The following is a 13,545-nucleotide window of genomic DNA, read 5'->3' on the forward strand; positions in this document are numbered from 1 at the left end:
TTAGGGGGCCGGGCGGGATAGATTGGGGACACCGTCGTCTTCCACCAGGAGTCATCGTGACCGAGCAGTTGTCCAGCGCCTACCAGACTCTCCTCTCCGCGATCGAGGCCGTCGAGCCGCGCATCGCGCAGGCCACCCGTGACGAGCTGACCGATCAGCGGGCCTCGCTGAAGCTCATCGCCTCCGAGAACTACGCCAGCCTGCCGGTGCTCGCGACGATGGGCACCTGGCTGAGCGACAAGTACGCCGAGGGCACCGTCGGGCACCGGTTCTACGCGGGCTGCCAGAACGTCGATGTGGTCGAGTCCGTGGCGGCCGAGCACGCGCGGGAGCTGTTCGGCGCGGAGTACGCCTATGTGCAGCCGCATTCCGGGATCGACGCGAACCTCACCGCCTACTGGGCGATCCTGGCCCACCACGTCGAGACCCCGGCCCTGGCCGAGTTCGGCGCGAAGAACGTCTCGGAGCTGAGTGAGGCGGACTGGGAGACGCTGCGGGCCCGGTTCGGCAACCAGCGCCTGCTGGGGATGAGCCTGGATGCCGGCGGTCACCTCACCCACGGGTTCCGGCCGAACGTCTCCGGGAAGATGTTCCACCAGCGTTCCTACGGCACGGATCCCGAGACCCAGCTGCTGGACTACGACGCGCTGGCGAAGCAGGCCGCCGAGTTCAAGCCGCTGGTGATCGTGGCCGGGTACTCGGCGTATCCGCGTCGGGTGAACTTCGCGAGGATGCGAGAGATCGCGGACCAGGTGGGTGCGGTGCTCATGGTGGACATGGCCCACTTCGCGGGGCTCGTCGCGGGCAAGGTGTTCCAGGGCGAGGAGAACCCGGTGCCGTGGGCCGACGTGGTGACCACCACCACCCACAAGTCGTTGCGTGGTCCGCGCGGTGGTCTGGTGCTCGCGACGAAGGACTACGCGGCGGATGTGGACCGCGGCTGCCCGATGGTGCTGGGTGGCCCGCTGTCGCACGTGATGGCGGCGAAGGCGGTGGCCCTGGCCGAGGCCCGGACCGAGGCCTTCCAGGACTACGCGCACCGGGTGGTCGACAACGCCCGGGCGCTGGCCGAGGGCCTGCTGAAGCGGGGCGGGAAGCTGGTCACGGGCGGCACGGACAACCACATCGTGCTGCTCGACGTCACGGGCTTCGGCCTGACGGGCCGCCAGGCCGAGTCGGCGCTGCTGGACGCGGGCATCGTCACCAACCGCAACTCGGTGCCGAACGATCCGAACGGCGCCTGGTACACCTCGGGGGTGCGGCTGGGCACCCCGGCCCTCACCTCGCGTGGCTTCACCACCTCGGACATGGACGAGGTGGCGGCGATGATCACCGACGTGCTGACGGCCACCGAGCCCACCACGACGAAGGAGGGCAAGCCGGGCAAGGCGAAGTACACCATGCCGGAGAACCTGGCCAGCACCACCCAGGACCGGGCGGCGAAGCTCCTCGAGATGCGTCCCCTCTACCCGGGCCTCGACCTCTGAGGCACCAGCCCACCGATGCCCCCGCAGGCGGACTGCGGGGGCATCGTTGCTTGTCAAGACCCTATTGCCGACCAGGAACAACTGCACAGAAGTTCATTCAGCTTTATTCGGCTCATTCAGCATAATGCTGTGGTAGGCTGCTGCCATCGACCCAAAGGAGGACCGATGGCCGTTCTGAATCACTACCAGGTGGGGCGCATCATGGAGCGCTTGGGTCTGTCCGCCAAGGACCAGAAGGCCTTCGAGCTGATCCTCCAGCTGCTGAACGAGCAAAACGAGGCCGTCATCGCGGACATCCACGAGGCCCTGTACCCGTTCGCGGACACTGCCTCGGCCAACAACCTCCTGAAGAACCTGTGCAACCGCTTCAACGCGGCTGCCGAGGCCCAAGGCATCGACATCACGGTGCGCCGCAGCACCGAGAAGAAGGGTGGGGCCGCCGCGCGGCGGCTGTGGTTCGAGGGCCCCACCCCACCCCCGGACGCCGCGCTGACCCCGGAACTGGACCGCATCCGGCACCACACCGAGATCACCAACACGAAGGGGATGATCCCCAGAGAACGCGACGTCGTCGTTCTCATCACCTTCAACGAGCACGAGGCTCGGGAACTGCAAAGGCAGTTCTGTGGAAAGAAGTCCCCTTCATCGATCACAGTAGACGGGCATCGATATTTCCAACTTGGAACGGTTGGCGGAATGGATGTCGTGCATCGGATCAGCCAACAAGGCACCCACGACTCCCAACGCACCGCCACAGACGCTTGGCAGGCTTGGAACCCCAAGGCGATCATTGGAGTGGGGATAGCCTTTGGGACACAAGAGCAGAGCCAGAAGATCGGAGATGTCCTGGTCTCCTCCGGAGTCATCGACTACCAGCTGGGCAAGATGAGAAATGGCAGGCTCCAGCTCCGGCACGCTGGAATCGAGGCCTCGTATCATCTCTTGAACCGATTTCGAGAGTGGCAGCACACCCTGCAGGAGCCCCTGCGCTGGCCGAGAGTCCGTTTCGGAAACATACTGAGCGGAGACAAGCTGATCGATGACGTGGACTACCGAAACCATCTCAAGAACCTCACCGACCGTGAGGTGATCGGCGGCGAGATGGAAGGTTTGGGGCTTCACCATGCCCTGAAAGGGCATCATTGCGACTGGATCATCGTCAAGGCCATCTGTGACTTCGCCGACGGAAACAAGGGCAATTCCACGAAGGAACGCGATCAACGGACTGCAGCCCAGAACGCCGCCGTCGTGGTGCACGCAGCCTTGGGCCAAGGCCCCCTGTACGCTGACAGCTCGACACCTGGGGTCCTCGATCACCCTCCCACAGCCTTCTGCCCTCCCCCTCTCTCCGACTTACGGGACATGCCTTCTCGCATCGACGATGTACAAGGAACCTCGTGGTCCTTGGTCAAGACGAAACCGGCTTCCATCGCCCCGTATGACGGTGTTGATGTGTTGGACTTCTTGACGGACTGGGTCGACAACCCCGATTCACCGCCCCTCTGTGCTCTGCTCGGCGAGTACGGCAGCGGAAAGACCGTCAGCTGCCAGCGTCTTTCCGAGCGGCTCCACCAGGAGCACACGACCGATCCGAGCGCCCCGCTCCCCATCTACCTTGACCTTCGGGAGATCCAGAACTTGGGATCGGGCGTTCCCACGCTGGCCGAGACGGTTCAGGAGTGCTTCAACCGCGGTTGGCGCGCCGACCGCAGCTACTCCCTCGACGAGTTCTGGAGCTGGGTGGACCAAGGCGCAGTGGTCATCTTCGACGGCCTGGATGAGGTGCTGGTCAAGCTCGAAGAGAAGGACGGCAGCGCCTTCACCCGCGGCCTACTCAGCCTCCTCGACACGGCGCAACAGCGCCAGAATGAAGACCCCAGCCGGAAGCTCCCGAAAGTGCTGGTCTCCTGCCGCACCCAGTACTTCCGCACTCTCAACGAGCAGCGGAACCACCTCACGGGGAACGAACGCGGCAACAAGTCGGCCGATTCCTTCGCCGCCCTGCAGCTGCTGCCCTTCACCCGCGAGCAGATCCGTCGTTACCTCGAGGGGCTGGCGGGCAATACAGATGTGGACGGGACCATGGAGTTGCTGGACGAGGTCCACAACCTGGCTGACCTGGCCTCACGTCCCGTCACCCTGAAGATGATCAGCGAGCAGCTGGAAAACCTGGAGGCCAAGCGCCGCTCGGGCCAGATCATCCGTGGGGTGGACATCTACGAGGGGCTCACTCAGCGATGGCTGGACCGCGACGCAGCCAAGGAGCACATCAAACCGGAGCACAAGCTGAGCCTCATGGAACACTTGGCGGCCTATCTCTGGCGGCACGAGAGCACTCGACTGGCAGCCATCGAGATCGAGGACTGGTTCCACGAGTGGCGGGACACGCAGCGGTCGTTCAAACGGTACAACAGCATGAGCCCAGACCTGTTGGAGGAGGACCTTCGCGTGGCCACCTTTCTGGCCCGACGCGACGAGGGCAAGAACAGCACCTTCGGCTTCGCCCACACCTCCATGCACGAGTACTTCTTGGCCCGTCACCTGCTGAGCGCCGTCCGCGATGACCGACCGGAAGGCTGGGCCATCCGGCGCCCCAGCGAGGAAACCTTGGAGTTCCTCGGTCAGCTCTTCGACGCGGAGCCCGATCTCATCCACACCCTGAACTCCTGGCGCACCGAGTACCGGCCACAGACCAGCGAGCTGATCCTGTACTACGGGCTGCATGCGCTGAGTACTGGCCACCCCGCCCCGACGCTGAGGGACATCAACCTGACCGGAGCTCAACTGGACGGGCTTGTGGTTGACGGCTATCGGTCCCAACATCCCATCGATCTGAGCAACGCAAACTTTAGTAATGCTAGCCTTGGGTTCGCCAATTTCGGCAAGATAAATCTCGCTGAGACTTTATTTGAAGGGACACACAAACCAAGTCTATACCTACGCGACTGCCCAAAATTTCCACAAAAATACATACCATCCAGCAACATGTGGACTTCGCAATATCCAAGCACATCGAAAGGAAGTAAAAAATCTACCAGAAGATTATCTTGGATAACAGGACACAGGCAAAATATCACCTCTATCGCATGCCACCCTGACGGCAGCACATTGGCCACATCGAGCTCCGATGGCATGATCATAATCTGGGATTCATGCAGCGGGGAGATTCTTTATACCCTAAAGGGGCACGTAGGGATAAAGTCCAATATTTCATACCACCCAGACGGCAATACTCTTGCCACCACAACCTGGGGCCATTCCGTCACCATATGGAGCACACAAACCGGGCAAAAAATTCACACCCTAAAGGGCCACATGATTGCCGCCTCTTATCATCCTGACGGCGACACTATTACCACTATAACCTGGGACGGCAAAGCCATCACGTGGGACACGGAGACCGGAAAAATTCTTCGCACACTCAACGGCCACGCAAGCCCGATAACCGCCATCGCCTACCACCCAGATGGTAGCACGCTCACCACAACGAGTAAAGACGGAACATTCATCAATTGGGACGCTCGAACCGGCGAAAAGCTCAACAGCCTTATCGGCAGAACACGCCGAGCAACAACTATCACGTACCACCCAAGCGGCACAACTTTCACCACCACCAGCAACGATACCCCCGCAATCGTTTGGGAGGCTTTCACAGGCAAGAAGCTTCACGCAATTGGAACCACGACAGGAAATATTACATCAGTAGCCTACCACCCAGATGGCACAACTTTAACCATCGTCAACTCTGACAACAGCGCCAGCATCTGGAATGCTGAAACCAGCGAGAAAATCCGAGATCTTCGCCACCCCATAGCCTCCATCATCTACCAGACAAACGGAACAATCTTAACCGCCAGCGGAGGCGATAAGGGACCGAGCATCTGGGACACTTATACCGGAAAGAAACTGCACGTCTTCAAAGGACACAGCGACAACGTTACCGCCGTTGCCTACCACCCGGATGGCAATACACTCACCACGACTACCGAAGATGGCTTCGCCATCATATGGGAGACACACACCGGAAGGAAAATCCACACCCTCAAGGGCCACACAAGCCCCATTACTGCCATCGCCTACCATCCGGATGGCAACACACTCACCACGACCAGCAAAGATGGAACTTTCATCACCTGGAACACCGAAAACGGCGAAAAACTCAATAGCCTCACCCGTCGAACTCACCGATTCACCAGCATCGCATACCACCCAAACGGAGCCACCTTCACTAGCGTCAGCGACGACGGAGCCATCTTCATCCAAGATGCCACAAACAATAATTTTATGAAACCCCTAACCGAGCATGCCAGCGATGCTGTAGCCATTTCTCACCACCCAGACGGCTCAACACTTATCACAGCACATAAAGATGGCCTTATAGCCATCCAAGAGCTTCAGACTGGGAGAATTCGCAACAGGATCAGACTCCCTATAGTCGACAGGACTCGCCGAATATCCCTTTTTGCTTACCATCCAGATACTACTTTCGCTACAACCTCTGGAGGAAACCTCGTCAGGACTTGGGATCTCCGCACTGGCAAGAAAATCCACACCCTAAAAGGCCACACAAGCTCAGTCACAGCTATCGCCTACCACCCGGATGGCAATACCCTTACCACAGCCACCGAAGATGGCACCGCCATCATCTGGGACACCCACACCGCCACACCCATCCACACCCTCACTCGCCACACAAACTCCGTCACTGCCGTCGCCTACCACCCCAACGGCGACACCCTCACCACCACCAGTGATGACGGCACCGCCATCATCTGGGACACCCACACCGGGAAACCCCTGCGGATCATGGGATTCGCGAAACCGGGGCCGTTCCGGCTGGAGAGCTATGCCTCATGGGACCCGAACACGAACGAGGTGATCTGTTGCGTCGGCGAGGCATGGCGCTGCCTGCAATGGGAGTATCACGACGAGGCGGGAAACGTCACGCGGGTTCCCGTGGCGGAGACGGAACCCGCCCGGCCGTTGTGAGGTTCTTGGCGATGCTCAGTCACAGCTGAGCAGGCCCGCCTTCTGTTTCAGCTCCAGCACCCGGCCCGCCGACTCGGCCAGGCGCTCGGCATTCGCCGGGTCCTCCGCGGCCCAGTCGACGGTGGCCTGCAGCATCTCGTCCATCAGCGCCGGGTCCGCGTTGATCAGCAGGTCCCCACCGGCCGCGAAGAACCGCACCGCCCGCTGCCCCGGCGAGACCCCGCCGACGGAGACCGCCGCCCCCAGGTCGTCGCTGATCGCCACGCCCTCGAAGCCCAGCTGCTCCCGCAGCAGTGTGGTGACCACGGCCGGGCTGAAGACCCCCTCCTGCTCCGCGTCGATGAGGGTGAACACCGCCGAGGAGATCATCACCGAGTCCGCCCCCGCCGCGATACCCGCCCGGAACGGCTCCAGGGCCTCGTGGTCGGCCGTGATGTCGGAATCCTCCGCCTGGCCGAAATCGGTGTTCACCGTCACCTCACCCAGCCCCGGGAAGTGCTTCAGCGAGGTCAGCACGCCCGCCTCCTGCATGCCCTCGGTGAACTCCACCACCGAACGCGACACCTGCCCCGGGTCGGTGCCGAAGTTCCGGTTCAACTTCCCGATGGGCGCGTTGCTGCTGGTCTTGCCCGGCGGGACCACATCCGCCACCGGGGCCAGGTCGACGTGCACCCCGGCGTCCCGCAGCTCCCTGCCCCACACGCTGGCCTGCTCCCTCAGCTCACCGTCGGCCAGCCTCCCCTGCTCCACCGCCGACGGGATCTCACTGAAACCGGGTCCCCGAAGCCTCGTGACCTTCCCACCCTCCTGGTCCACCGCCACCAGGACCGGCATCCCCTCCGGGGCCGCCGCTGCGATCTCCTCGGTCAGGGCCGCGATGCGGGCGCTCCCGGCCTCGCTGTTGCCGAGCAGCACCACCGAACCCGCCGCACCGTCGCTGATCACCCTCCGGGCCGCACTGCTGAGCCCACTGGTCTCCACGCCCACCATGAACAACTGCCCCGCCTGCTGCTCGGTGCTGAGCCCCTCCGCCAGCAGACGACACCCCTGACCCGCCGACGCCGAGAACGGCTCCGGGGAGGACGACCCGCTGGGAGTCGGGCTGACGCTCTGCGTCGCACTCATCCCACTGTCCGAGGACGCCCCGGGCGAGGTCGCTGGTGCCGCGGTGCATCCCGCGACGGTGATCCCCGCGAAGACCACCCAGGCGGACAGCTGTCGATGTCGAACGGTGAAGGTGCGCATGCTCCCCGAGGTTACGCCACGACGAGGTCCACATCACCTCCGGACGAAGACCGGGATGATGCCGTCGAAGGTCAACTGGGCCCCGAAACCGTGCGCGACGATGGTGCCGATCCCGGCCAGGATGCCGAGCCCCACCACCGCGAAACAGATCCCGGCCAAGGACCTGCCCAGCCACGTGGGCTGCGGATCGTCCGGGGTCCCGGCCGCCCCCACCGACAGCACCCGGATGCCCAGCGCGAAGATCGCGGGCAGCCCCGCCCCCAGCAGCAGTCCCGCCAGCAGCACCTGCCAGGCCCCCGTCAACGCCAACCACAGGTTGTTCATGCCTTCCCCATCTCACCCAGGGCCACGCCCGCCTCACGGGAGGCCGCCAGCTCATCCACCCAGTCGTCGTTGACGTTGCGGTGATCCACCGCCGACTTGCGGGAGTGCAGGTACATCCAGCCCGACGAGGCCAGCAGGATGCTGAAGATGACGAGCGCCCCCACCAGACCACCGAACAGGTTCCCGATGAACCACATCACGGCACCGACCACCGCCGCCGCGGGGAGCGTCACCAGCCAGGCCACCGCCATGCGTCCCGCCACCCTCCAGTTGACCTTCGCCTCGTGCCGTCCCACGCCGCTGCCGAGGATCGACCCGGTGGCGACATGCGTGGTGGACAGGGCGAAGCCCATGTGGCTGGAGGCCAGGATCACCGCCGCCGACGACGACTCCGCCGCCATGCCCTGCGGCGCCGAGATCTCCACCAGCCCCTTGCCCAGGGTGCGGATCACACGCCACCCCCCGACATAGGTGCCGACCGCGATCGCCACCGCACAGCTGACCTTCACCCACAGCGGCACCCCCGCCAGGTCCGTCCAGGAACCGGTCGCGATCAGCGCCAGGGTGATGACCCCCATCGTCTTCTGGGCGTCATTCGTGCCGTGCGCCAGGGACACCAGCGACGCCGAGCCGATCTGTCCCCAGCGGAACGCGGCCTCCCGATGGCGCTCGACCACCCCCCTCGTCAGCCGGAACACCAGCCACGTCCCGACCGCGGCCACGATGATCGCGACCGCCGGGGACAGCAGGGCGGGCAGCACCACCTTGCCCACCACACCGTCGAGCTTCGTGCCGTCCCCCATCCACTTGACCCCACCGAAGCCGAGGCCCGCGATGGTGGCACCCACCAGCCCACCGAACAGGGCGTGGGAGGAGCTCGACGGCAGACTCCACAGCCACGTCGCGAGATTCCACACGATCGCCCCGACCAACCCGGCCAGCACGATCAGCAGCAGCCCCTCACCACCGTCGCTCAACAACTCGGCACGCGGCGCCCCGTTGCTGTCCTGCAGCTTCACCACCGCGTTGGTGACCGTCAACGCCACCTCCACGGACAGGAACGCACCGATGAGGTTGAGGATCGCGGAAAGGGTGACGGCGGCCCTGGGTCTGAGCGCCCCGGTGGCGATGGAGGTGGCCATCGCGTTGCCGGTGTCATGGAATCCGTTGGTGAAATCGAAGGCCAAGGCGGTCACGACGACCAGCGACAGGACAACCATCAGTTCGGGGGTCACCCCCCAAGTGTCCCCCCTATCCCCTCAACTGTGAAAACCGGGGGTCCCGAAACCTCAAGGAGACCTCAAGGACCGGGAGCCGCACGAAGCGGCGTCCCGGCCCTCGGCACGGCGTTCTCAGCGGCTGAACAGCTCCCCCTGCACCGTGTTGACGAACTGGTTGAGCGAGGCCGGCAGATCCCTCAGGTGCCACGTCTCGGGTGCGTGGTACCAGTCGAGATCCGTCGGGTCCGGCAGGTCGTCGTCATCGGCGGCGGCCATCGCCTCCAGCCAGCGCTGCCGGCCACCCAGCACGACGGCGTAGGGCAGCAGCCGCGAGATCTCCACCAGTTCCCTGCCCTTCGGCATCTGCGTGGTCGAGTGCGTCGCCAGCAACGACGACAGGGCCCCGAGCCCACCCAGCACCCGCGCCCCCTCGGCCGTGCGACGCGGCATCTGGTTGCCGATGAACAGCAGCCCGGCCGCCAGGGCGACGAGCACCAACCCCAGCAGTCCGAACCTGGTGAAGGCCGCCAGCAGCACCAGCGCCACCACGGAGGTCCCGAGGGCCACCCAGCCGCGAAGCTTCCACGACGAGCGGGTCGCATCGGGCCTGGAGTCGAACCAGCCGCGGGTCACCACCTCGTCGTAGAGCGCGTCCTGGATGCCCGGCAGGGCCGGGGCCAGCGCGGTGGGCAGTTCGGAGACCAGCGACGACCGGCCGTTCGGCACGATCGCATCCAGCAGTCGTTCCTCGAAGGCCGCCACCCGGTCCGCCGGGTTCTCCAGCCGGGTGAGCTCCCAGTCCAGCATCCCGTGCTGCGGGTGCTGCTGCTCGGTGATGCGCAGGTGCCCCCGCACCGCCAGGTCCAGCAACGTCGCGGTGATGTCCACCGGATCGACCCGCTCGTCCGCGACGGTCCCCACCAGGCCGGGACGCACGCCGTCGGCCGTCTCGAAGACGGACTCGCCGTCACCGACCGGACGGAAGGCCCCGACGACGGCCGCATCACCGTCGAACCCGGTGTCGCGACCGGTGCGGCGGAACAGCCACCACAGCAGCAGCGACCCGAGCGCCAGCGTCGCCAGGGCGGCCCCCACCGTCGTCAGGTCGGCCGTGAAGGCCCGGTCCAGGTTCCACTCCTCCTTCACCACCGCCGAGGCCGCGACGGAGCCGCCCTGCAGGCCGACGGTGAAGGTCACCTGCTCCCCGGCACCCCGCGCATCGGACTCGAAGACCGGCATCGGGGCGTCGTGGGTCCCGGCCGCCGCCATCACACACTTGTCGAGCGCCCCGGGCGGCCCGGCGGTGCAGTCCACGAACTGCGGCAACGCCGCCACCTTCAGCACACCCTCGGCCTTCGCCACCGGCACGGACAGGCCCTGCAGCACCCGCCACGAGAAGACCGTCCCGCCATCACCGGCGGCTTCGTCGACGCGGGTGGTGCCCTTGACGCCGTAGCTGATCCTCACCTCCTGCGACGGGGTGAACGAGACCACCTCGTAGTCGCCGTCACGGGAACGTTCGACGTCCTCGCCGCCCTCGATGCTGAACTCGGAGAACTCGTACTGGTGGTAGCTGTGCCGGTCGATGGGGGCACGTGTGGCGAACCGCTGTGTCACCCGCGCCGGCAGGGCGTCGAAGGTGAGGGTCTCGGTCACCTGCAGGGTGCCATCGGCCTCCAGCTTCCCCTCGAACTGGTAGGACGTGGCCATCGGTTCCTCGGCATGCGCCACGGGCACGCCCAACACCAGGGCCAACGCGGCCACCGGGATCATCAGAAGTCGGATCAAACGCACCTTGCAGCTCCTTGTCCTACCAGCGTTCAGAGCAGACGGTACCGCACCTGCTGAGCACCGCGGCGGTTCAGCCGGTTTCTTGCGGAACTGGTCCCGTGGTTGGCTAACCTGTCTGCGTGGTGCAACCGAACCAGCCGCCGTTCCCCGGACAGCCGAACCCTCCGCGCTGGTATCCCCCGGCGCCTCCTGCGCGGGGTTTCCATGCCCCGCCCCCGGTGCGACCCACGTCGGGCCCGGTGATGATGCACCCACCTTTGACCCCCCAGGGCGGGTTCCGCCCCACCCCGTACGGTTTCCAGCCCGGTGCACAGTGGAGCCCGGTCGGGCAGGGTTTCCCACCTCCCCGGTACCACGGTGCACCCCCGCCGTGGCAGCAGCACCCCCCGAGGAGGTCCTCGACGGGGCTGCTGGTCGCCCTCGTCGTCGCCTCCGCCGCCCTGCTGGGCGTGATGCTGCTCATCCTCACCGACTCGCAGGGCTCCACCGTCGACGTGCAGTACCAGAATGAGGACTACGAGGTGCCTCCGGTGAGCGACAACCCACCGGACTTCCACATCCCGGACACCGAGACCGAGGCGAGGAAGTACCTCGAGGACAACCCGCTCTACGACATCACCCTGCCCTCCCCGGTGCGCTGCGAGATCCAGCTCTCGGACAAGCAGAAGAAGAGCGACGCGGCCCTGGAGGAGGAGCTGCAGAGCTACATGAACTGCCTGACCCGGGTGTGGGGCCCCGCCCTCGAGGAGGCCGGCTTCATCCCGATCACTCCGAAGGTCACGGTGGTTCCCTCCGGTTCCCCGTTCCAGTCGAAGTGTGAGGTCGAGGCCGGACCCAACGCGTTCTTCTGCCTCCTGGACCAACGGATCTTCCTCAACCAGGAGGTCGCCGAGTCCCTGGCCGAGGGCGGTCCCCAGGCCCGCTCGATGTTCCACCTGATCATCGCCCATGAGTACGGGCACGCCGTCCAGGGACGCGCAGGCATCCTCGGCGCCGGGTTGCGTCTCCAGTACCACGCCACGAGCGAGAAGGAGGTGCTGGACATCTCCCGTCGCAAGGAGGTGCAGGCCGACGCCCTGGCCGGGCTGGCGCTCAATTCCCTCGGGCACAGCCTGGGGGTCACCGACAAGGACCGCCAGGAGATCTCTGAGATGCTCTACGAGATCGGTGACGACCAGCTGCGCAGGCGTGCCGGACTCGACCCCGACCAGGAGGGTGACCACGGTCGGGGTGAGAACCGCCGGATGTGGGGGGAGCGTGGCTTGAACTCCGCCGACGTCGGGGTCAGCAACAGCTTCGTCGCCCCGTCCTCCGAGGTGCGGTGAGTCGTCAGTGAACCAGGGCGACGGCGACGGCGGCCACACCGTCGCCGCGTCCGGTCAGGCCCAACCCGTCCGTCGTGGTGGCGGACACGCTCACCGGGGCCCCGAGGGCCTCGCCCAGCACCTGCTCCGCCTCGGCGCGGCGGGCCGCCATCCGGGGGCGGTTGCCGATGACCTGCACCGAGACGTTGCCGATCCGCAGCCCCGCCTCACGCACCAGCCGTGCGGTCTCGCGGAGGAATGCGACACCGCTGGCCCCGGCCCATTCGGGACGGTCGGTGCCGAACCGGGACCCGATGTCGCCCAGAGCCGCCGCTGACAGCAACGCGTCGACGGCGGCGTGGGCCGCGACGTCGCCGTCGGAGTGCCCGGAGAGCCCCTGTGGCTCGTCGGGGAAGTGGAGGCCCGCCACCCACATCGGCACCCCGTCGACCAGCCGGTGCACATCGGTTCCGATCCCGACCCTCACGTCTTCCTCCTCCTGTCCAGCACCGCCTCGGCCAGCAGCAGATCCGCCGGTTCGGTGATCTTCGCGGCCTCACGGTCCCCTGCGACCTGGGTCACCGCACGTCCCAGCAGCTCGATGGCGCTCGCGTCGTCGGTCACCGGGAGACCTCTTTCCTGGACCAGTCGGTGGGCCTGCCGCAACACCGCGAGCCTCGCCCCCTGTGGGGTCTGGACCGCGCGGAGCGTGCTCCGGTCCACCGGCTGGGACCCGACCGGTTCAGCGGTGCGGATCGAGTCGTGGACGTCCACGACGGGCACGACCGCATCGGCCCCGTCACGGACCGCGGTCACCACGTCCCGGACCACCCGCTGCGGCACGAGAGGCCTGGCCGCGTCGTGGACCAGCACCACCGTCTCGGGTCCGAACTCCTCCGCGAGTGCCGCCAGCCCCAGCCGCACCGAGTCCTGACGCTCGGCCCCGCCGACGACGAGCCTCACCTCTGTCCGCCCGGCCAGCACGGCCTCGAAGTCGGCCAGGTGTCCGGCCGGGACCGTGACGACCACCCGGAGTGCTCCTCCGGCCACCATCGCCCGGACCGCATGCCCCACCAGGGACTCACCACCGAGGTCCACGAGAGCCTTCGGGACCTCGGCCCCGAGGCGGGAACCAGAACCGGCCGCCACCACGACGGCGACGACCGGTTCGACGACTGTGTTCAA

9 protein-coding genes are annotated in these 13,545 nt (G+C 65.7%); 3 read left to right on the forward strand and 6 right to left on the reverse strand.

Annotated elements, in window-relative coordinates; all coding sequences use genetic code 11:
• Nucleotides 1–17 precede the first annotated feature (17 nt).
• Nucleotides 18–1,487, forward strand: a complete 1,470-nt coding sequence (locus EII34_RS04170; protein ID WP_124843327.1) for a glycine hydroxymethyltransferase — start codon at nucleotides 18–20, stop codon at nucleotides 1,485–1,487.
• Between the two features lie 165 nt (nucleotides 1,488–1,652).
• A complete protein-coding gene (locus EII34_RS04175; protein WP_185711165.1) occupies nucleotides 1,653–6,476 on the forward strand; it encodes a WD40 domain-containing protein in 4,824 nt (1,607 codons plus the stop codon).
• A 15-nt stretch (nucleotides 6,477–6,491) separates the two neighbouring features.
• On the opposite strand, the gene EII34_RS04180 is transcribed toward EII34_RS04175, so the two are convergent.
• From EII34_RS04180 to EII34_RS04195, 4 genes are all read right to left on the reverse strand, one after another.
• A complete protein-coding gene (locus tag EII34_RS04180; protein WP_124843223.1) occupies nucleotides 6,492–7,721 on the reverse strand; it encodes a glycoside hydrolase family 3 N-terminal domain-containing protein in 1,230 nt (409 codons plus the stop codon).
• A gap of 33 nt (nucleotides 7,722–7,754) precedes the next feature.
• On the reverse strand, nucleotides 7,755–8,045 hold the full coding sequence (locus EII34_RS04185) for a hypothetical protein (protein ID WP_124843225.1): 291 nt from the start codon (nucleotides 8,043–8,045) through the stop codon (nucleotides 7,755–7,757).
• Nucleotides 8,042–9,265 (reverse strand): inorganic phosphate transporter, encoded by a 1,224-nt coding sequence (locus EII34_RS04190; protein WP_185711173.1) that lies wholly within the window; start codon nucleotides 9,263–9,265, stop codon nucleotides 8,042–8,044. The genes EII34_RS04185 and EII34_RS04190 overlap by 4 nt, the downstream gene beginning before the upstream one ends.
• Nucleotides 9,266–9,397: 132 nt before the next feature.
• Nucleotides 9,398–11,059, reverse strand: a complete 1,662-nt coding sequence (locus EII34_RS04195) for a DUF2207 domain-containing protein (protein ID WP_124843229.1) — start codon at nucleotides 11,057–11,059, stop codon at nucleotides 9,398–9,400.
• 239 nt (nucleotides 11,060–11,298) lie between these two features.
• Here EII34_RS04195 and EII34_RS04200 point away from each other — a divergent pair, with 239 nt between their 5' ends.
• A complete protein-coding gene (locus EII34_RS04200) occupies nucleotides 11,299–12,381 on the forward strand; it encodes a neutral zinc metallopeptidase (RefSeq protein ID WP_124843231.1) in 1,083 nt (360 codons plus the stop codon).
• A 4-nt stretch (nucleotides 12,382–12,385) separates the two neighbouring features.
• Here EII34_RS04200 and ispF read toward each other — a convergent pair whose 3' ends face one another.
• Entirely contained in the window at nucleotides 12,386–12,847 is a 462-nt protein-coding gene (gene ispF / locus EII34_RS04205) for a 2-C-methyl-D-erythritol 2,4-cyclodiphosphate synthase (RefSeq protein WP_124843233.1), read from the reverse strand.
• Complete coding sequence (gene ispD / locus EII34_RS04210) at nucleotides 12,844–13,545, reverse strand: 2-C-methyl-D-erythritol 4-phosphate cytidylyltransferase (RefSeq protein WP_124843235.1); 702 nt, start codon at nucleotides 13,543–13,545, stop codon at nucleotides 12,844–12,846. The genes ispF and ispD overlap by 4 nt, the downstream gene beginning before the upstream one ends.

The sequence above is a fragment of the Arachnia propionica genome (assembly GCF_003859805.1).
GTDB classification, from domain to species: Bacteria; Actinomycetota; Actinomycetes; order Propionibacteriales; family Propionibacteriaceae; genus Arachnia; species Arachnia propionica_C.